We start from the raw sequence: 18897 nt of genomic DNA on the forward strand, positions 1-18897 counted from the left end.
TCAGTCGGGCAGGTGGGGGGCCGCGGTCGGGTCGGACGAGCCGAGCTGGACGGCACGGCGCACCGCGGCACCGCCGAACTTGTTGCGCACGGCGTCGATGACGTCGTCGAGCTCGGCCCCGCTGGTGACGTCGAGCGGCAGCGCCAGCTGCGCCGGCTGGTCGTCGAGCGAGCCCAGCGAGACGCCGATCAGGGTGATGCCCTTCTCCTTGATGACGCCCGCGCGGGACGCCAGCAGGGTGCGCGCGACGTCGAGCACCGTGACGGTGTGGGCCGTGGGGCGCGACAGCGTGTGGGACGACGTCGAGCGGGTGAAGTCGCCGAAGCGCAGGCGGATCGTCACGGTGCTGCCCGTGCGACCGGCCGACCGCATGCGGCGCGTGACCCGGTCGACCAGGCTCAGCAGCATCAGGTCGAGCTCGGCGGGGGAGTGCTCGCCCCGACCCAGGGCGTGCTGGGCTCCCATGGAGCCACGGCGCGTCCCGGTCTGCACGGGGCGGGGGTCGCGGTTGTGGGCCAGGGCGTGCAGATGACGTCCGGCACCCGGGCCCAGCAGTGCCACGAGCTCGCTCTCGAACATCTCGGCGACGTCGCCGACCGTCGTGATGCGCGCGTCGCGGAGCTTGCCCGACGTGACCTTGCCGACACCCCAGAGCCGCTCGACCGGCAGGGCGTGCAGGAACTCGAGCTCGCGGTCGACGGGGACGACCAGCAGGCCCTCGGGCTTGGAGACCGCCGACGCGACCTTGGCGAGGTACTTGGTGCGCGCCACGCCGACCGAGATCGGCAGCCCGACCCGCTCGCGGACGTCGACGCGCAGCTGCGCCGCGATCGTCGACGGCAGGCCCCGGATGCGCCGCAGGCCGCCGACCTCGAGGAACGCCTCGTCGATCGAGATGCCCTCGACGATCGGGGTCGTGTCGTGGAAGACCTCGAAGACCGCCCGGCTGGCCTCGGTGTAGGCCGCGAACCGGGCGGGGACGACGACGGCGTCGGGACACACCTGCAGGGCCTGGCGTCCGCCCATGGCGGTGCGGACGCCGCGGGCCTTCGCCTCGTAGCTGGCCGCCAGGACGACGCCGCCGCCCACGATGACCGGACGTCCGCGCAGCGTCGGGTCGTCGCGCTGCTCGACCGAGGCGTAGAAGGCGTCGAGGTCGGCGTGCAGCACGGTCCCTTCGGACAGTGCTCCGTCGGTCATGACACCACTGTCGCACCCGCCACCGACACGCGCGCCGAACCGCGGGGCGATTGGCCTCGGCACCGCCCGGCGGGTTACGATTCTCTTCGGCCTGTTCGCAGGTTGATCTTTCGTCGTGCTCTTGGATGGATGAGTGAACGTGCATATCGGACCGCTGGTCTTCGACACCCACGAGATGGGTCGCAAGCCCGGTGCCGAACGCACCTTCACGAGGTCCGTCGAGGCGCCGGCAGAGATGGGTTACGACGTCTACGCCGTGCCCGAGGGCTCCACGATCGAGCTCGAGCTCCGGCTCGAGGCGATCATGGAGGGGATCTTGGCAACAGGAACCTTCTCGGCACGCGCCGTGGGCGAGTGCGTGCGATGCCTGGACCCGATCGACGAGGCTGTCGTGGTGGGATTCCAGGAGCTGTACCTCTACGACGCACCCTCCAGCCAGGAGGAGGCGGACGAGGAGGATCATGTCCTCGAGGACGAGCTGCTCGACCTCGAGCCCGTTCTGCGGGACGCGGTGGTGCTCGCACTGCCGCAGAACCCGTTGTGTGCTCCGGACTGTCCGGGACTGTGCCCCGAGTGTGGGGCGCGACTCGCGGATGACCCAGGGCACACACACGGTGAGGCGATCGACCCGAGATGGGCGTCGTTGAGCCAGCTGGCGGAGCAACCGGTCCCGTCAGCCGACCAGTCAGAGTCGGACACCTCGTCCGACGACAGCAAGGAGTAGATCGTGGCCGTTCCGAAGAGGAAGATGTCGCGCAGCAACACGCGTCACCGTCGTTCGCAGTGGAAGACCACCGCGACGGCGATCGTCGACTGCGCCAACCCCGCGTGCGACTCCAAGGTGCAGCCGCACCACGCGTGCACCAAGTGCGGTCAGTACGGAGCTCGCGGCGAGCGCCGCCAGGTCCTCTGATCCCTGAGACACCGGCAGAAGCTGGGGAGCTGCGGGAGGTCCTGGGAGTCCAGGACCTCGATCCGCAGCTCCTCCAGCATGCCCTGACCCATCGTTCCTTCGCCTACGAGAACGGCGGGGTGCCGAACAACGAGCGCCTCGAGTTCCTGGGCGACTCGGTGCTCGGGCTGGTCGTGACCGACACGCTGTTCACGAACCACCCCGACCTGCCCGAGGGCCAGCTCGCCAAGCTGCGGGCCGCGGTCGTCAGCGCCAAGGCGCTCGCCGAGGTCGCGCGCACCCTGGGCGTCGGCGAGCACGTGCGCCTCGGCCGCGGCGAGGAGTCGACCGGCGGTCGCGACAAGGCCTCGATCCTGTCCGACACCGTCGAGGCACTGCTCGGCGCGATCTACGTGCAGTTCGGCATCGAGCGGGCCGCCGAGGTCGTGCACCGGGTCTTCGACCCCGTGATCGCCGTCGCCGCCGAGCTCGGCGCGGGCCTGGACTGGAAGACGTCGCTGCAGGAGATCTCGGCCAACAACGGCCTGGGCGTGCCGCACTACGTCCTGGTCGGCACCGGCCCCGACCACGACAAGAGCTTCACCGCCGAGGTCGTCGTCGGTGACCGCACCTACGACGGCGGGCACGGCCGCTCCAAGAAGGAGGCCGAGCAGATGGTCGCCGAGATCGCCTGGCGTCGCATCAGCGCCGGCCTCGAGACCCCCAGCGCCTGACGGTGCCCGAGCTCCCCGAGGTCGAGGTCGTCCGTCTGGGCCTCGTCGACCACGTCGTCGGCCGCCGCATCACCGGTGTGACGGTCCACGACGTCCGCTCGCTGCGGCGTCATCTCGCGGGCCCGGCCGACTTCGTCCACCGCCTCGAGGGGCGGACGGTCGTGGGCGCCGCCCGACGCGGCAAGTACCTGTGGATGCAGCTCGACGAGGGTGACGCCGTGCTGTGCCACCTGGGCATGAGCGGACAGTTCCTCGTCTCGGCGCCGGACGCGCCGCCGCCCCGTCACCTGCGCATCACGCTGACGCTCGACGACGAGAACGAGCTGCGATTCGTCGACCAGCGCATCTTCGGCGGCATGGCGTTCAGCGAGGACGGCGCCGAGCTGCCGCCCGAGATCACCCACATCGCCCGCGACCCGCTCGACCCGCTGTTCGACCCGGCGGAGTTCGCCGCGCGCATCCGCCGGCGCCAGACCGGCGTCAAGCGGGCGATCCTCGACCAGACCCTCATCTCGGGCGTCGGCAACATCTACGCCGACGAGTCGCTGTGGCGCACGCCTCTGCACTACGCCCGCAACACCCGGCACCTGCGCACCCGCGAGATCGAGGCGCTGCTGGGCCACATCGGCGAGGTCATGACCGAGGCGCTGGCGCAGGGCGGCACGTCGTTCGACGCCCTGTACGTCAACGTCAACGGCAACAGCGGCTACTTCGACCGGTCGCTGAAGGCGTACGGGCAGGAGGGACGGCCGTGCGAGCGCTGCGGCACGCCGATCCGCCGCGACGCCTTCATGAACCGGTCGTCGTTCTGGTGCCCCGTGTGCCAGCCCCGCCCCCGCAACGGCCGCTTCTGACCCCGGTAGCCTTCCGCGCATGACCCTGACGCTGGAACGGATGAGCGCCGAGCGGTTCGTCCTCTGGAACGAGCACCTGGTCGCGAGCTTCGCCCAGGACAAGATCGACGCCGGCAGCTGGCCCGAGGAGGGCGCGCTCGAACGGTCCGCCCGCGAGAACGCCCAGCTGCTGCCGCACGGCGTGGCCACGGCGGGGCACGACCTGTTCGTCGCGCTGGTGGACGGCGACGAGGTCGGGTTCCTGTGGCTGTTCACCGATCCCGCGGCGGTGCCGCCCGAGTCGTTCGTCTACGACATCGAGATCGTGGAGGGACGCCGCGGCGAGGGGCTCGGTCGAGCGCTGCTGGAGGCGGCCGAGGCCTGGTGTGCCGACCACAGCGTCGCGACCCTCCGTCTGCACGTGTTCGGCCACAACGAGACCGCGATCGGCCTGTACGAGTCGTCGGGTTTCGAGACCACCGACATCACCATGGCCAAGCAGATCCGATGACCGACCGCTACGGCGCCGAGGCGTCGGAGCGGTTCGTCGACGAGCCGCCCAAGCGTCCCGGACGCACACCGTTCGAGCGCGACCGGGGACGCATCGTCCACTCGGCGGCGCTGCGGCGGCTGTCGGCCAAGACGCAGGTGATGGGTCCCGGCTCCGACGACTTCGTCCGCAACCGCCTGACGCACTCGCTCGAGGTGGCCCAGGTGGCGCGCGAGCTCGGCAAGGCGCTCGGCTGCGATCCCGACGTCGTCGACTCCGCCGCGCTGGCGCACGACCTGGGGCACCCGCCGTTCGGCCACAACGGCGAGGTGGCGCTGGACGAGGCGGCGCAGGCCTGCGGCGGCTTCGAGGGCAACGCCCAGACGTTGAGGATCCTCAGCCGCCTCGAGTCCAAGACGTTCGCGCCGGACGGTCGCAGCGTCGGGCTGAACCTGACGCGGGCGACGCTCTCGGCGTGCGTCAAGTACCCGTGGGCGAGGGGCGACGCGCCGGACGGGTCGGGCAAGTTCGGCGTCTACGCCGACGACATGCCGGTCTTCGCCTGGCTCCGCGACGGTGCACCGGCGTTGCGCCGGCCCGTCGAGGCGCAGGTCATGGACCTCGCGGACGACATCGCGTACTCGGTCCACGACGTCGAGGACGGTGTGGTCGGGGGGTGGTTCGGCCTGCGCGACGGCGAGATCGACATCGCCTCGATCCACGACGTCGCCCGCGACTGGTACGACCCGACCGCCCACGACGACCGGCTCGATGCCGCCCTCGGCCGCCTGCAGCGCATGCGGGAGTGGCCCACGACGTCCTTCGACGGCAGCCGGGCGGAGCGGGCGGTGCTGAAGAGCCTCACGAGCGCGCTGATCGGACGGTTCGCCAACGCAGCCGAGCGCGCGACCGTCGAGGCGTGGGGCAGGGGGCCCCTCACCCGGTTCGAGGCCGACCTCGAGGTGCCCCTGGACACCATCGACGAGATCACGGTGCTCAAGTCGATCGCGGCGCACTACGTCATGCTCGCCGACGACCGCGCCGGCCTCCTCGGACGTCAGCGCGAGCTGCTGCTGGCCCTCGTCGACGTGCTCGCCGATTCCGACGGACGTGAGCTCGAGGCGGAGTTCGCCGCCGACTTCGCCGCCGCGGTCGACGACGCCGGGCGTCGCCGCGTCGTCATCGACCAGGTCGCGAGCCTCACCGACGTGTCGGCCAGGGTCTGGGCGGCTCGACTGCTGGCTTGACGGTCGGTGCGCCGGACTACGATCACCTCATGGCCGGGCGCATCAAGGACGAGGACATCCAGCTCGTCCGCGAACGCACCCGCATCGACGAGGTCGTCGAGCAGTACGTGACGCTCAAGAACGCCGGCGGCGGGTCGCGCAAGGGCCTGTGCCCGTTCCACGACGAGAAGTCGCCGTCGTTCAACGTGCGGCCCTCGGTCGGGTCGTACCACTGCTTCGGCTGCGGGGCCGGCGGCGACGTCTTCAAGTTCGTGATGGAGATCGAGGGGCTCAGCTTCGTCGAGACCGTCGAGCGGCTCGCCGCCAAGGGCGGCATCACCCTGCGGTACGAGGACGGCGGTACGCCTGGGCCGCGCCGCGACCCCCACCAGCGTCCGCGCCTGCTCGCCGCGCACCGCGAGGCCGGCGCCTTCTACGCCACCACGTTGCAGTCGTCGCCCGACGCCCAGGCCGGACGTCAGTTCGTCAAGGACCGCGGCTTCGACCAGGCCGCCGCCGAGACGTTCGGCATGGGCTTCGCGCCGCGCGGGGGCGAGCAGCTCGTCGCGCACCTGAAGGGCAAGGGCTTCACCGACGACGAGCTGGTCGTCGGCGGGCTCGCCTCGCGCGGCAGCCGCGGGCTCTACGACCGGTTCCGCGGACGGCTGCTGTGGCCGATCCGCGAGATGACGGGCGAGATCATCGGCTTCGGCGCGCGCCGCATGTTCGACGACGACCGGGTCGAGGCCAAGTACCTCAACACGTCCGAGACCCCCATCTACAAGAAGAGCCAGGTGCTCTACGGGCTCGACCTCGCGCGGCGGTCGATCTCGTCGTCGGGGCAGGCCGTCGTCGTCGAGGGGTACACCGACGTCATGGCGTGCCACGAGGCCGGCGTCAAGACCGCGGTCGCGACGTGCGGCACGGCGTTCGGCGAGGACCACGCGCGCGTCATGCGCCGCCTGATGCTCGACGACCAGGCGTTCCACGGCGAGGTCATCTTCACGTTCGACGGCGACGAGGCCGGCCAGCGGGCCGCGATCAAGACGTTCAACGGCGACCAGCAGTTCGTCGCGCAGACGTACGTGGCCGTCGAGCCGCGCGGCATGGACCCGTGCGACCTGCGCCTGGCCGACGGCGACGCCGCGGTGCGCGACCTCGTGGCGTCCCGCATCCCGCTCTACCGGTTCGTGCTCGACAACATGCTGGGCAAGTACGACCTCGACCGGGGCGACCAGCGGGTCGACGCGGTGCGCGAGGCGGTCGGCCTCGCCTCGGCGATCCGCGACCGCTCCAAGGTCGACGAGCTGCTGCGCGAGATCGCAGGCCGCGTCGGCACCGACGTCGACCAGGTGCGCGGCGAGCACCGGCGGCGTGTCGCGATCGCGGCCAAGCAGGCCAAGGACGGGCCCCCGGCGCACGGCGCGCAGGCCGGCACCACGACGCAGGAGGCCCCGGCGCCGTCCCTGCCGTCGCCCGCGGTGAACTTCGGGCAGCCGCAGTTCGCCGACGAGCGCGAGGCGCTGAAGGCGATCGTGCAGCACCCGCACCTGGTCGCGGTGCACGCCGCCGACCTCGACGACGACGACTTCACGCACCCCATCTCGAAGGTCATCTGGAAGCACGTCGAGGCGATGACGTGGCCCACCTCGCCCGACGCCAACTGGCTGCCCCGGCTGGCCGACTCGATCGCCGACGACGACGCCAAGCGCATCCTGTCGATCGCTGCGGTCGAGCCCATGCGCGCCCGCGACGGCAACACGGGGGCCGTCGTGACGTCCGTGATCCTGCGCCTGCAGATGCTGACGCTGGGGCGCCGCATCGGTGAGACCAAGTCGAGGCTGCAGCGCACCAACCCGATCGATCAGGCCGACGACTACAACCGGATGTTCGGCGAGCTCATCGGCCTCGAGCAGCAGCTGCGCCAGCTGCGCGACCGTCTGCTCAGCGGCGACGTCCCCAGCTGACCGCGGGTGCCGGGGGAGTGCACAGGCGTCGGGAGGACGGCTGCGCGAGCCCTCGCCCCGACAGCAGGCTGGCGGCATGGATCGCTTCGTCCGCGCGCTCATGTCTGCTGCACCGCTTGCCGCCGAGGACGAGCTCGCGCTGGCGCGGCGGGCCCGCGACGGCGACGAGCGGGCGCGGCACGACCTGATCACGTCCGGTCTGCGATCCGTCGCGCTGAGGGCGTGCTCGCTCGGCATCCGCGGCGACGACCTCAGCGACGCGGTGCAGTCGGGCGCGGTGGGCCTGATCCGTGCCGTCGACCGGTTCGACCCCGAGCGCGGCGTCCGGCTCTCGACGTTCGCGTGGCGGTGGATCGGCGCCGAGATGGTGCGCCGGCACCGTCCCGAGGTGCCTCTCGACGACCTCGAGCCAGCAGTCGACGACGACGTGACCCGTGACGCCGACGGGCTCGACGACCTGCTCCGGGACCTGCCCCACGACGGTGCCGAGGTGCTCCGCCTGCGCTTCGCCGGCGGGGGTTCCGGGGAGGATCCACTGTCGCGCGAGGCCGTGGGGGAGCGGCTGGGACTGACGATCTCGCAGGTCCGGACGATCGAGGGCAAGGCGATGCGACAACTGCGCATGGGGCTTGCTAATGTTGTCCACCGTGCTCCTCATCCGTGAGGCGCCGATCCCCCATAGCTCAATTGGCAGAGCATTCGACTGTTAATCGGAGGGTTCTTGGTTCGAGTCCAAGTGGGGGAGCAGGACCCGCTGAAACCCCCGCTCCGGCGGGGGTTTCGCTGTTTGGCGCAGGCACGTGGCCGGCGCGGCTGCCCGGCAGCCGCGAACCGAGGACGCGGCGAGTCCCCGCGACTATCCTCGTGACGTCGACCGAGGGAGGTCCCCGTGACGGAACCCGCCAGTGCGTCCCACGGTTCTCGTCTGCTGGCCAACGTCCTGCTCGTGGTGTGGGTCGCCGTCTGGCCGCTGTCGGCCCTGATCGTCACCGCCGATGGCGTCGACTTCTCCGCGGCCCGGCCACCAGCTCCTGCCGACGAGCGCCACGCCTATCTCGTGTACGGGTTGACGGTCGGCATCGGTCTGCCGCTCGCCGCCGGTCTGCTCGCCCGCAGCTCGTACGCGTGGCGCGTCACCTCCTCCGCGATGGCTGCCCTGGGAGCGATCTCGTTCTGGTTCTCCTACGGGTTGAAGTACGGCGGCTAGGCCCCCGCGAGCTCGGGCCGCTCGGAGGCGCGCACCGACTCGGCGCGTGCGGGAGTGCGTCCGTCGCGACGACGTCGGCGACCGTGACCCCGGACCGGCGCCCGTGTCACTACCGTGGCGGGATGAGTCTCCTGCCGACGCGCGACGCCTCCGAGGCCGACTGGATCGTCTCGGCCGAGGGGCCGTGGTACGTCGTCGGCACCTACGGCCCCCCGGTCTTCGAGACGTACGCGCGAGTGGCACTGCACCGTGACGACGTGACCGCGCACGGGTACTCCCACCACCCGGCCGACGACAAGCGGATCCTCGCCGCGGTGCTGGCGATCCTCGGCGACCACACGTCCACCCCCGACGCCCTGAACGTCGCCATCTGGGTCGGCTTCGGCCACTCACTTCCGCGCGCCGCCCACTTCGAGATCCCCGCCCGCGAGTTCGCGCTCCTGACCGGCACCGTCGAGGACGCCCTCGATCCGACGTCACTCGACCTCGAGCCGGGAGCGATCGAGCTGCCCCAGATGATCTGGCCGCACGACCGCGCGTGGATGGTCTGCTGGGACGTCGACGAGGTGAACAACTTCTCCGTGGGTGGATCGGCCGTCGCCATGGCGCAGCTCCAGGCCACCGACGGGGTCTGCCGAGATCGTCCCGTACGGCACGCCCGAGGACGACTGGACCTGGTAGCCCACCACGGTCGCGCCTCCGAGGCTACGGTTGCCGCATGGACCAGCGGGTTTCCAGAGCCTTCGTGGCCGCCGTCGTCGTGATGATCGGCGTGACGGAGCCGTGACGCGCAGGGGACAGACCGTGGCGGCGTGCGTCGGCATGGTGCTGGCCGGGACCGTCGCGTGGATCGTCGGGTGGGACCTGTCGTCCCGGTACGGCCACGACACGTACGACAACCTCGTGGGCGGCAGCGGCATCGTGGCGGCCGTCCTCGCCCTGATCGCGCTGCCGCGGGCGGGGTGGGCCCGCGTCCCGCTGCTCGCCTCCGTCGTCGTGTCGGCGCTGATGGCGTACGCCCGGTTCGACCCGGCGCCCAACGCCGGCGACATCGACGTGACGCCGCTCTTCCTCCCGCCGTTGGTCGTCATCCTCGGGGTGACCGCGCTGTTCATGGTGGCCGTGAGGGTGTCGCCGGACGGCGCGCGGAACCGGAGGACGTGATGAGCACGACGCGGGACGAGGTGCTGATCAGGGTGCGGTGGAACAACCTCGTCGAACGCTTCCTCGTCACCGATGACGACGGGGCAGCCGCCCTTCCGCGGGTCTCGCGGCGACTGCTCGACGACCTCGCGGCGTGGCAGGACCATCTGCTGGAGAACTTCACGCCGGAGGACTCGGTGCGGGCGGGCACCTGGCGCGAGGACACCCGGTGGTGGTTCGTCGCCGAGGCCCGACGCCTCGAGAACGAGTTCCGCCGCCAGCTCGACGGGCGTGCTCACGTCGTGCGCCTGAGCCCCTACCCGGGCACCATCCCCATCCAGATCTACGCCGATTACAGCGACTGGCCCCTGTGGGACGTCGAGGGTGGCACCGGTCCGGAGGACTTCCCGACCCTCAGCGACCAGCTCCGGGACGACCTGGTGTCCTGGGCGCTGGCCACCGAGGTGGGCAGTCCGTCCGATCAGGTCGGCACGCAGCTCGTCGCCCGGCTCCGGGCCGAGCTCGGCCACGAGTTCGACGTCACCTTCTAGGCCGGACGGACGCGGGACGAACCCCTAGGCTTCGGCCATGGACGACCACGACGCGACCGAGCCGGGCGCCGAGGGGCTCGAGACGATCTGGGCACCCCGGCGGACGGCCGTCACGGTGCTGGCGACCCTGCCCGCGGTGCTGGTCTCGTCCGCCGTGTCCGGCGTGCTCCTCTCGATCGTCGTGGCGGAGTCGACCGCCGTCCTCGTCGCCGTGTCGGCTGCGGTCGTGGTCACCGTCGTCCGGGTCGTGTGGTGGGTGGGGATCGTGGCCGGGCGGTCGATCGCGGTGTCCGACTCGAGCCTCGCGGTGCGACGCGGCGACGAGGTGCTGGGCAGGATCCTCTGGTCGGACGTCGACGCGGTGCGGCTCGATCCCGGCGACGGACTCCTGCGGGTGATGGTGGACGTCTTCGCGGACGCCACCGACTTCCCGAACGTCTCGGCCACGTCCGCCAACGTCTGGGACGTGGAACGTCGGCTGCCGTCGCTGTTCGCGCTCCTCCCGTCCGAGGTCGAGCGCCTGCGGACGGCGCTCGCGGCGGCGTGCGCGGCGCGGTCCGTCTCGTTGTCGACGCGCAGGTGAGCGCGGCCGAGGGCGACGGGAGCGTCGAGCACGTCGCGGTCGCTCCCTCTACGGTGAGGAGTCGAGCCGGTCGGCCAGCCCGTCGACGCGGGCCTGACGCTCTCGGGCCCGCTCGATGGACTGCTCGAGGTCGGTCGCCGGATCGGTCCGGGCCGCCGCGGACCCGGTGCCGACGGACGGCGCACCGTCGCGGTCGGTGTCGCGGTTCTCGTCGGCCATCCCGACGATCGCGGCGGCCAGCACGGCGAGGACACCCACGGCGGCCGCAACGCGTCTCATGGTGCGCCTCTCGCCGGGTGGTGGAGTGGCCAGTGTGACACCTGGACGGCGTCAGCGCGGGGGAGTCGGAAGAGTGCTCCTGTAGTCGTGCACCAGCAGCGCGAGGCTCAGCGAGATGAACGAGTCGGAGTCGTCGAGGTCGACCATGAGCATCGACTCGAGCTTGCGCAAGCGTCCGTAGAGGGCCTGCCGGCTGATGCCGACGTCGTGGGCGAGAGCGGTCTTGTTGCCGCGCAGCCCGACGTAGGCCCGCAACAGGTCGAGCAGCTCGTGCTGCGGGGCGGGCGCGAGCGACAGCAGCGGGCCGAGCTCTGACTCCGCGAACGCCAGCAGCCGTTCGTCGTCCTGCAGCTGCGCGACGAGCCCCCTGATCCGGACGTCGGTCGATCGGAAGTAGCCCAGGTCGGAGACCGGCATGGCGCGGGCCGCCTGCGCGATGTTGACCGTCGTGCGCATGCGCGAGGCGGCTACCAGCAGCTGCGGCGCGGGCCGGCCGACCCCCACGACGGGCCCGCGCGATCCCGGACGTCCCGGAGCGAGCCGGTCGAGCGCCGCCGCGAGGCGGGTCAGCGTCGCGTCCTCGGGCGTGGTGCGGCCCAAGGCGACGATGACGCCGACCCCGCCCGGCGTGAACCCGCCGGCGAACCCGTCGACGCGTGCCTCGCGCAGCGCACGTGACACGGTGTCGAGGTGGGCCCTGGTGCGTCGCTGCCCCGAGATCTTGTCGGAGGCGGTCGTCGGCGCCGACTCGAACATCACGGCGACGGGCAGGTACAGCGCAGCGGCGGGCATGCCGAGGGCGCGGGCCTGGGCGACGCCGTCGTCCTCGTCCTGCAGGCGACCCTCGGTGAGGTCGAGGAGCAGCGACTCCTGGGCCCGGAACTGCAGGCTCTCGGTGTCGCGCTCGACCAGGCGCGAGATCTGCAGCGCCTGCGCCGCGCGCTGCAACACGAGGGCTTCGCGGGTGGGATCGTCCACCGCCTCGGGGATGACCAGACGTCCCCAGGGTGCACCGCGGACACCCACGCGACACGTCACCCAGCGGTCGGCGCCCCACGGCCCGGGCTCGTCGCGGGTGGGGCTGCGTCGCGACCGCTCGTCCCAGTCGAGCAGCAGCGACTTCTGCGGACGCCGCTGCGGCGCGAGCGCCAGCACCCGGTGGGTCAGGTCCTCCAGCACGACCGGCAGGTCGATCAGGTCGGCCGCCGCCGAGACGATCGTCTGGGCGTCGGCGATGTCGAGGCTCAGGGCGGTGAACACCTCGTGGGTGCGCTGCGCGAAGGCCAGGCCCTGGTACTGCTCGCCGACGATGAGTCGGTGGACCGCCTCGGTGATCGAGACGAACCGCACCGGTCGCCGCAGGACGACCAAGGGCACCTGCTGCCGCTCCGCCTCGTCGACGACGTCCTGGGGGAGCGTGGCCGCGAGGTCGGCGAGCTCGACGACGAGCCCGCACGCGCCCGCCGCCGACAGCTGCTCGAGGAACCGTGCCGGGTCGGCGGTCGGCCCCACGAGCGGGAGCCCGGTGGTCAGCACGACCTCGCTGCCGCCCAGGACGCTCGCGACGTCGTCCACCTCCGTGACGTGGACCCATCGGACGATGCGGTCGAGCGCGTCGCCGCCGGCCAGCACCAACGGATCGCCGTCGGCGACGACGTCCAGGTCGAGGATCGAGCGCAGAGTCAGAGGCACGGCTCGACGGTACCCGCGGGTTTACACCCTGTCATGCTTTCGACGCGGATCGAGACGCTGTGTGAATGGCGTCGGGCCCCGAACTCGGCGAGGATGGGGTGATCACCGGACGAGGAGGAGCATGACGCGGCACTCGACGGTCTTCGAGCGCCTCGCGCCGAGCGCGAGCGCCGTCACGGAGTCCCTGCGGTCGACCCGCTCGGCGGTGTTCTGGCTCGAGGACGCCCCCGTCGTCAGCCGCCCCCAGCTCGTCGGATCGCACACCGCCGACCTGACGGTCGTCGGCGGCGGCTACACGGGCCTGTGGACCGCGGTGCTGGCCAAGCGCCGCGACCCGTCGGCCCGCGTCGTGCTGCTCGAGGCGCAGACGGTCGGCTGGGCGGCATCGGGCCGCAACGGCGGGTTCGCCGAGGCGAGCCTGACCCATGGCGAGGACAACGGCCGCACCCGGTGGCCGGACGAGTACGACACGCTCGAGCGAATGGGTCTGGAGAACCTCGACGCGATCGAGCGCGACGTCGCCGAGCTCGGCATGGACGTCCAGCTCGAGCGCACCGGGACGCTCGAGGTCGCCTACGAGCCCCACCAGGTGCAGTGGTTGCGCGACGCCGAGCACGGCGAGCTCCTCGAGCGCGACGCCGTGCAGGCCGCGATCGCCAGCCCCGTCTACGCGGCGGGTCTGTGGACCAAGGACCACTGCGCGCTGGTCCACCCCGGGCGCCTGGCCTCCGAGCTCGCGCGGGTGGCCGCCGACCTCGGCGTCGAGATCTTCGAGCACTCCGCGGTCACGGGCGTGCGGACGCGCGCGGGCGGCGTGGCGGTCGAGACCGGACGGGGTGTGGTGCGCAGCACGCAGGTGGCGCTGGGCACCAACGTCTTCCGTCCGCTGCTGCGTCGCGCGCGTCTGTCGACGGTGCCGGTGTACGACTACGTCCTGATGAGCGAGCCGTTGAGCGACGCGCAGATGGCCGATCTCGGCTGGCGCGACCGCCAGGGCGTCAGCGACCTGGCCAACCAGTTCCACTACTCGCGCCTGACGGCCGACAACCGCATCCTCTACGGCGGCTACGACGCGGTCTACCACACGGGAGGTCGGGTGCGTCCCGAGTACGAGGACCGCGAGGCGTCGTACCGCACCCTGGCGTCGCACTTCCTCACGACGTACCCGCAGCTCGAGGGCCTCGGCTTCAGCCACCGGTGGGGCGGCGCGATCGACACGTCGACCCAGTTCTGCGCCTTCCACGGGCTCGCGCGCCGCGGACGCGTCGCCTACGCCGCGGGCTTCACGGGGCTCGGCGTCGCGGCGACCCGCTTCGCCGCCGAGGTCATGCTCGACCGGCTGGCGGGCGAGAGCACCCCCCGCACGCAGCTCGAGATGGTGCGCAAGAAGCCGCTGCCGTTCCCGCCGGAGCCGTTCGCGAAGATCGGCATCGAGGCCACCAAGTGGTCGCTCGACCGTGCCGACCACCGCGAGGGCCACCGCAACCTGCTGCTGCGCACCCTCGACCGCCTCGGCCTGGGGTTCGACTCGTGACGACCGACCGCGTGCTGACCGACGACGCGCTGGCCACGACGCTGACGGTCGACGGCCTCCACCCGGCCGACGTGCTCGCCGGGACGCCCGTCGCGTCGTCGACCGAGCTCGTGGCGGCCCGGGGTGTCGAGGTCGGCGTCTGGGAGCTGACGGCCGGCACGGTCACCGACACCGAGGTCGACGAGGTGTTCATCGTGCTGACGGGCCGGGGCGAGGTGACGTTCGCCGACGGCGAGGTCGTCCCGGTCGCTCCGGGGGCCGTCGTCCGCCTGCGTGCCGGGGAACGCACCACCTGGACCATCACCGAGACGCTCCGCAAGATCTACGTCCTGCTGCCCGACACGGAGGATCCGCCCGCATGACCACAGCGCCCATCACGGACGTCGTCCAGAACTACGTCGACGGTGCGCTCGTCGACTCCGCGGCGACCGACTTCATCGAGCTCGTCGACCCGACGACGGGACGTGCCGACGGTCGCTCGCCCGTGTCGACGCCCGACGAGGTCGACGCCGCCTTCCGGGCGGCACAGCGCGCGTCGAGGACGTGGAGGCGGACGACCCCGAAGGCGCGCCAGCTCGCCCTGCTGCAGATCGCCGACGCGGTCGAGGCGGCCCGCGACGAGCTGGTCGCGCTGCAGTCGCGCGACACGGGGCAGATCAAGGCGCACATCGCAACCGAGGAGATCGACCAGGGCGTCGACCAGCTGCGCTTCTTCGCCGGCGCCGCCCGCCTGCTGGAGGGCAAGGCGACGGCCGAGTACGTCGAGGGTCTGTCGTCGAGCATCCGTCGTGAGCCGATCGGCGTCGTGGCGCAGGTGACGCCCTGGAACTACCCGTTCGCGATGGCCATCTGGAAGATCGCCCCGGCCCTCGCGGCCGGCAACACGATCGTCCTGAAGCCCAGCGACACGACCCCGCGCTCGACGGTCCGGCTGGCCGAGATCGCCGGTGGGATCCTGCCGGCCGGCGTGCTCAACGTCGTCAACGGCAACGCCGACACCGGACGTCTGCTGGTCGAGCATCCCGTGCCCGGCCTCGTCGCGATCACCGGGTCGGTGCGCGCCGGCATCGAGGTCGCGGTCTCGGCCGCGAGGAACCTCAAGCGCGCGCACCTCGAGCTCGGCGGCAAGGCGCCCGCTGTGGTCTTCGCCGACGCCGACCTGCAAGAGGCGGCCGAGGGCATCGCGGTCGGCGGCTTCTTCAACGCCGGCCAGGACTGCACGGCCGCGACACGCGTGATCGTCCACGAGAGCGTGCACGACGAGCTGCTGAGCCTGCTCGTCGAGCAGGCGAGGGCCTCGCGCCCCGGCGCGCCGGACGACGACACCGCCGCCTACGGGACGCTCAACAACGCGGGCCACCTCGCGTCGGTCGAGCGGATGGTCGCCGGGCTGGGCGACCACGCCACGATCGAGACCGGTGGCCACCGCGTCGACGGCGACGGCTTCTACTTCGAGCCGACGATCGTGTCCGGCGTCCGGCAGGACGACGAGATCGTCCAGCAGGAGGTGTTCGGCCCCGTCCTGACCGTGCAGTCGTTCGGCACCGACGACGAGGCGACCGACCTGGCCAACGACGTCCCCTTCGGCCTGGCCGCGAGCGTGTGGACCAAGGACCACGGTCGCGCGCTGCGGATGACCGCCGACCTCGACTTCGGCTGCGTGTGGGTCAACACGCACATCCCGTTCGTGTCGGAGATGCCGCACGGTGGGTTCGGCGCGTCGGGGTACGGCAAGGACCTGTCGGCGTACGGGCTCGAGGACTACACCCGGGTCAAGCACGTCATGAGCAACGTGGAGGCATGAGCATGAGCACACAGCAGACCAGGTCCGAGGTCGACGTCGTCGTCGTCGGGGCGGGCGCCACGGGCCTGTCCGCGGCGCACACCCTGCAGAAGGCCGGACGATCGGTGGTGGTGCTCGAGGCGCGCGATCGCGTCGGCGGACGCCTGTGGACCGACGAGGTCGACGGCGTCGACCTCGAGCTCGGCGGCCAGTGGGTCTCGCCCGACCAGGAGGAGCTGCTGCGCACGATCGACGAGCTGGGCCTCGAGACGTTCTCGCGCTACCGCGAGGGCGAGTCGGTCTACATCGGCATCACGGGGGAGCGTCGCACGTTCGAGGGCGAGCAGGTCCCGGTGACGGCCGAGGTCGAGAAGGAGATGACGCGGCTGACCGAGCTGCTCGACTCCCTCGCCGAGCAGATGGATCCCGCCCGTCCGTGGGAGGCGCCGTACGCCGACGAGCTCGACCGCCAGACGTTCGCGGCGTGGCTCGAGGCCGAGTCCGACGAGCCGGAGGCGCGCGACAACATCGCGATGTTCATCGCCCAGGCCATGCTGACCAAGCCCGCGCACAACTTCTCGGCCCTGCAGGCCGTCCACATGGCGGCCAGTGCCGGCAGCTTCTCGCACCTCGTCGACTCCGAGTTCATCCTCGACAAGCGCGTCGTCGGCGGTCTGCAGAGCGTCCCCCTGGCCCTGGCCGAGCGTCTCGGCGACGCCGTGCGCCCCGGCCACGACGTCGAGCGCGTCCGGTGGAGCGACGACGGTGTCGAGGTCGTCGCCGGCGACGTGGTGGTGGCGGGCCGCCACCTCGTGCTGGCCGTGCCGCCGACCGTCGTGTCGCGCATCCGGTTCGACCCGCCGCTGCCCACCGAGCAGCGCGAGGCCCACCAGCACCAGTCGTTCGGGCAGGTCATCAAGCTGCACATCACGTACCCGACGCCGTTCTGGCGGGACGCGGGCCTGTCCGGCACCGTCTTCAGCCCCTACGAGCTGGTGCACGAGGCGTACGACAACACCAACCACGGCGACACCCGCGGGACGCTCGTCGGGTTCGTGTCGGACGAGCGGGCCGACGAGGTGCTGCGGCGCTCGCCGGAGGAGCGGCGCGGCGCGATCCTGGCGTCCCTGGCGGCGTACTACGGCGACCAGGCGCTCGAGCCGTCGTCGTACTTCGAGAGCGACTGGACGTCCGAGGAGCTGGGTCAGGGCGCGTACGCGTCGAGCTTCGACCTCGGCGGCCTGACGCGGTTCGGGGCGCGCCTGCGCGAGCAGGTCGGCCCGATCCAGATCGGCAGCTCCGACGTGGCCGGGCTGGGCTTCCAGCACGTCGACGGAGCACTGCGGGTCGGCGCCGAGATGGCGCACCACATCATCAACCACTGACCTCCGAGAGGCGAGCCATGAACGTCCGCACCCCCAACCCCGACCACGACCGTCTGCAGCAGTCCGCCAAGGACCACCTGATCCTGCACTTCTCGAAGCAGGAGATCGACGACCTCATGGTGCTCGACCGGGGCGAGGGGCCGTACGTGTACGACACCCACGGCGCGCAGTACATCGACGCCCTGTCGAGCCTGTTCTGCTCGCAGCTCGGGTACTCCTACGGGGCCGAGATGGCCGAGGCGGCGTCCCAGCAGCTGACGCAGCTGGCGTTCAACACGAGCTGGGGCACGGCGCACCCCGCGACGATCGACCTGGCCGAGAAGGTCAGCAGCCTGGCGCCGGCCGACGACTACCGGGTCTTCTTCACCGGCGGCGGCTCGGAGTCGGTCGAGTCGGCGTGGAAGATGGTGCGCGAGCACTTCATCGCGATCGGCCAGCCGCAGCGCACCAAGGCGATCGCGCGTGACCGCGCGTACCACGGCGTCACGCTCGGGGCGCTGTCGTTCACCGGCGTCCAGCCGTTCAAGGAGGGCTTCGGCACCCCGCCGGTCTCCGTCACGAAGGTGTCGAACACCAACCGGTTCCGTCAGCCCGACGGTCACGACGACGCGGCGTTCTGCGCACGGCTGCTGGCCGAGGTCGAGGACGCGGTCGTCGCGGCGGGCGCCGACGAGGTCGCCCTGATCATCGTCGAGCCGGTGCAGAACGCCGGCGGGTGCTTCACGGCGCCGGCCGGCTACTGGACGGGGCTGCGAGCCATCGCCGACAAGTACGGCGTCCTGCTGATGGCCGACGAGGTCATTACCGGGTTCGGACGCATCGGCGAGTGGTTCGCGTCGTCCCGCGAGGGCGTGGCGCCCGACCTCATCAGCGTCGCGAAGGGTCTGACCTCGGCGTACGCCCCGATGGGTGCGGTCCTGGTCCGCGAGCGTGTCATCGCCCCGCTGGTCGAGCACCGGAAGGTCTTCCGTCACGGCATCACCTTCGGCGGACACCCCCTCAGCGCGGTCGTGGCGGCCAAGAGCATCGAGATCATCGAGCGCGACCAGGTGCTCGAGAACGTCCGCTCGCAGGCGGGGGCGCTGGGCGACCGGGTCAAGACGCTGCTCGACCTGCCGATCGTCGGCGACGTCCGCGGCGCGGGGTTCTTCTGGGCGATGGAGCTGGTCAAGGACGACGACGCGACCCGGTTCGACCAGGCCGAGCGTGACGACCTGCTGCGCGGCTTCCTGCCCAAGCGCCTGCGTCGCGCGGGGCTCATCGCCCGCTGCGACGACCGCGGCGACGCCGTCCTGCAGATCGCGCCGCCGCTGATCAGCGACGCGGCGCTGCTCGACGACATCGTCGGACGCCTGCACGAGGTGCTGACCGACGCCGGCGCCCACATGGGCGTGTGAG

Annotated in this window: 21 protein-coding genes and 1 tRNA gene; 19 read left to right on the plus strand and 3 right to left on the minus strand. The window is 71.7% G+C overall.

The window, feature by feature from the left end; all coding sequences use genetic code 11:
- Positions 1 to 1200: a DNA polymerase IV gene (dinB, locus tag ASD10_RS09130; RefSeq protein WP_056607527.1), complete on the minus strand. Its 1200-nt coding sequence runs from the start codon at positions 1198 to 1200 to the stop codon at positions 1 to 3.
- Positions 1201 to 1333: 133 nt separating this feature from the next.
- On the opposite strand from dinB, the gene ASD10_RS09135 reads away from it, so the two are divergent.
- The 14 genes from ASD10_RS09135 (at position 1334) to ASD10_RS09200 (ending at position 10826) form a co-directional block, all read left to right on the plus strand.
- Complete coding sequence (locus ASD10_RS09135) at positions 1334 to 1924, plus strand: DUF177 domain-containing protein (RefSeq protein ID WP_369797556.1); 591 nt, start codon at positions 1334 to 1336, stop codon at positions 1922 to 1924.
- Between the two features lie 3 nt (positions 1925 to 1927).
- Positions 1928 to 2113: a 50S ribosomal protein L32 gene (rpmF, locus tag ASD10_RS19335; RefSeq protein WP_056607529.1), complete on the plus strand. Its 186-nt coding sequence runs from the start codon at positions 1928 to 1930 to the stop codon at positions 2111 to 2113.
- Positions 2029 to 2826, plus strand: coding sequence for a ribonuclease III (gene rnc / locus ASD10_RS09145; protein WP_369797557.1), 798 nt, complete (start codon positions 2029 to 2031; stop codon positions 2824 to 2826). Before rpmF ends, rnc begins: the two co-directional genes overlap by 85 nt.
- A 2-nt stretch (positions 2827 to 2828) precedes the next feature.
- On the plus strand, positions 2829 to 3680 hold the full coding sequence (gene mutM, locus ASD10_RS09150; protein ID WP_056607531.1) for a bifunctional DNA-formamidopyrimidine glycosylase/DNA-(apurinic or apyrimidinic site) lyase: 852 nt from the start codon (positions 2829 to 2831) through the stop codon (positions 3678 to 3680).
- Positions 3681 to 3699: 19 nt separating this feature from the next.
- Positions 3700 to 4170 carry an N-acetyltransferase gene (locus ASD10_RS09155; RefSeq protein WP_082556116.1) on the plus strand — a complete coding sequence of 157 codons (471 nt, stop codon included), beginning with the start codon at positions 3700 to 3702 and terminating at the stop codon, positions 4168 to 4170.
- The gene (locus ASD10_RS09160) at positions 4167 to 5396 is read left to right on the plus strand and encodes a deoxyguanosinetriphosphate triphosphohydrolase (protein ID WP_056607535.1); all 1230 of its coding nucleotides are present in this window, start codon (positions 4167 to 4169) and stop codon (positions 5394 to 5396) included. The genes ASD10_RS09155 and ASD10_RS09160 overlap by 4 nt, the downstream gene beginning before the upstream one ends.
- A 29-nt stretch (positions 5397 to 5425) precedes the next feature.
- Complete coding sequence (gene dnaG, locus ASD10_RS09165) at positions 5426 to 7342, plus strand: DNA primase (RefSeq protein WP_056610069.1); 1917 nt, start codon at positions 5426 to 5428, stop codon at positions 7340 to 7342.
- Between the two features lie 76 nt (positions 7343 to 7418).
- Complete coding sequence (locus tag ASD10_RS09170; protein WP_056607537.1) at positions 7419 to 8006, plus strand: sigma-70 family RNA polymerase sigma factor; 588 nt, start codon at positions 7419 to 7421, stop codon at positions 8004 to 8006.
- Positions 8007 to 8014: 8 nt separating this feature from the next.
- Positions 8015 to 8087, plus strand: a tRNA-Asn gene (locus ASD10_RS09175).
- 144 nt (positions 8088 to 8231) lie between these two features.
- Positions 8232 to 8549, plus strand: a complete 318-nt coding sequence (locus ASD10_RS09180; protein ID WP_157432519.1) for a hypothetical protein — start codon at positions 8232 to 8234, stop codon at positions 8547 to 8549.
- A 122-nt stretch (positions 8550 to 8671) separates the two neighbouring features.
- A complete protein-coding gene (locus ASD10_RS09185; RefSeq protein ID WP_056607541.1) occupies positions 8672 to 9313 on the plus strand; it encodes a hypothetical protein in 642 nt (213 codons plus the stop codon).
- 19 nt (positions 9314 to 9332) lie between these two features.
- Positions 9333 to 9713 carry a hypothetical protein gene (locus tag ASD10_RS09190; RefSeq protein ID WP_056607543.1) on the plus strand — a complete coding sequence of 127 codons (381 nt, stop codon included), beginning with the start codon at positions 9333 to 9335 and terminating at the stop codon, positions 9711 to 9713.
- A complete protein-coding gene (locus ASD10_RS09195) occupies positions 9713 to 10243 on the plus strand; it encodes a hypothetical protein (RefSeq protein WP_056607545.1) in 531 nt (176 codons plus the stop codon). The genes ASD10_RS09190 and ASD10_RS09195 overlap by 1 nt, the downstream gene beginning before the upstream one ends.
- 37 nt (positions 10244 to 10280) lie before the next feature.
- Entirely contained in the window at positions 10281 to 10826 is a 546-nt protein-coding gene (locus ASD10_RS09200) for a hypothetical protein (protein ID WP_056607547.1), read from the plus strand.
- A 48-nt stretch (positions 10827 to 10874) separates the two neighbouring features.
- On the opposite strand, the gene ASD10_RS09205 is transcribed toward ASD10_RS09200, so the two are convergent.
- The gene (locus tag ASD10_RS09205; protein WP_157432520.1) at positions 10875 to 11105 is read right to left on the minus strand and encodes a hypothetical protein; all 231 of its coding nucleotides are present in this window, start codon (positions 11103 to 11105) and stop codon (positions 10875 to 10877) included.
- A 51-nt stretch (positions 11106 to 11156) separates the two neighbouring features.
- Positions 11157 to 12797, minus strand: a complete 1641-nt coding sequence (locus ASD10_RS09210) for a PucR family transcriptional regulator (RefSeq protein ID WP_082556117.1) — start codon at positions 12795 to 12797, stop codon at positions 11157 to 11159.
- Between the two features lie 121 nt (positions 12798 to 12918).
- Between ASD10_RS09210 and ASD10_RS09215 the strand changes: the two genes are divergently transcribed.
- The 5 genes from ASD10_RS09215 to ASD10_RS09235 are packed head-to-tail and all read left to right on the plus strand — an operon-like array spanning position 12919 to position 18896.
- Positions 12919 to 14331: an FAD-binding oxidoreductase gene (locus ASD10_RS09215; protein ID WP_056607551.1), complete on the plus strand. Its 1413-nt coding sequence runs from the start codon at positions 12919 to 12921 to the stop codon at positions 14329 to 14331.
- A complete protein-coding gene (locus ASD10_RS09220) occupies positions 14328 to 14693 on the plus strand; it encodes a cupin domain-containing protein (protein ID WP_056607553.1) in 366 nt (121 codons plus the stop codon). Before ASD10_RS09215 ends, ASD10_RS09220 begins: the two co-directional genes overlap by 4 nt.
- Positions 14690 to 16135 carry a gamma-aminobutyraldehyde dehydrogenase gene (locus ASD10_RS09225; protein WP_056607555.1) on the plus strand — a complete coding sequence of 482 codons (1446 nt, stop codon included), beginning with the start codon at positions 14690 to 14692 and terminating at the stop codon, positions 16133 to 16135. Before ASD10_RS09220 ends, ASD10_RS09225 begins: the two co-directional genes overlap by 4 nt.
- A complete protein-coding gene (locus ASD10_RS09230) occupies positions 16132 to 17499 on the plus strand; it encodes an NAD(P)/FAD-dependent oxidoreductase (RefSeq protein WP_235501796.1) in 1368 nt (455 codons plus the stop codon). Before ASD10_RS09225 ends, ASD10_RS09230 begins: the two co-directional genes overlap by 4 nt.
- Positions 17500 to 17516: 17 nt before the next feature.
- Positions 17517 to 18896: an aminotransferase class III-fold pyridoxal phosphate-dependent enzyme gene (locus ASD10_RS09235; RefSeq protein WP_056607559.1), complete on the plus strand. Its 1380-nt coding sequence runs from the start codon at positions 17517 to 17519 to the stop codon at positions 18894 to 18896.
- The last annotated feature ends 1 nt before the right edge of the window (position 18897 follow it).

Origin of the sequence: Aeromicrobium sp. Root472D3, from assembly GCF_001426485.1 — a bacterium.
GTDB lineage: Bacteria > Actinomycetota > Actinomycetes > Propionibacteriales > Nocardioidaceae > Aeromicrobium.

Bases quoted from the DNA above. Each gene is read 5' to 3' on its own strand.
- ASD10_RS09230 (WP_235501796.1), top strand. From the start codon at position 16,132: ATGAGCATGAGCACACAGCAGACCAGGTCCGAGGTCGACGTCGTCGTC.
- ASD10_RS09185 (WP_056607541.1), top strand. From the start codon at position 8,672: ATGAGTCTCCTGCCGACGCGCGACGCCTCCGAGGCCGACTGGATCGTC.
- ASD10_RS09205 (WP_157432520.1), bottom strand. From the start codon at position 11,105: ATGAGACGCGTTGCGGCCGCCGTGGGTGTCCTCGCCGTGCTGGCCGCC.
- ASD10_RS09225 (WP_056607555.1), top strand. From the start codon at position 14,690: ATGACCACAGCGCCCATCACGGACGTCGTCCAGAACTACGTCGACGGT.
- dinB (WP_056607527.1), bottom strand. From the start codon at position 1,200: ATGACCGACGGAGCACTGTCCGAAGGGACCGTGCTGCACGCCGACCTC.
- ASD10_RS09215 (WP_056607551.1), top strand. From the start codon at position 12,919: ATGACGCGGCACTCGACGGTCTTCGAGCGCCTCGCGCCGAGCGCGAGC.
- dnaG (WP_056610069.1), top strand. From the start codon at position 5,426: ATGGCCGGGCGCATCAAGGACGAGGACATCCAGCTCGTCCGCGAACGC.
- ASD10_RS09160 (WP_056607535.1), top strand. From the start codon at position 4,167: ATGACCGACCGCTACGGCGCCGAGGCGTCGGAGCGGTTCGTCGACGAG.
- ASD10_RS09170 (WP_056607537.1), top strand. From the start codon at position 7,419: ATGGATCGCTTCGTCCGCGCGCTCATGTCTGCTGCACCGCTTGCCGCC.
- ASD10_RS09155 (WP_082556116.1), top strand. From the start codon at position 3,700: ATGACCCTGACGCTGGAACGGATGAGCGCCGAGCGGTTCGTCCTCTGG.
- ASD10_RS09235 (WP_056607559.1), top strand. From the start codon at position 17,517: ATGAACGTCCGCACCCCCAACCCCGACCACGACCGTCTGCAGCAGTCC.
- ASD10_RS09200 (WP_056607547.1), top strand. From the start codon at position 10,281: ATGGACGACCACGACGCGACCGAGCCGGGCGCCGAGGGGCTCGAGACG.
- ASD10_RS09195 (WP_056607545.1), top strand. From the start codon at position 9,713: ATGAGCACGACGCGGGACGAGGTGCTGATCAGGGTGCGGTGGAACAAC.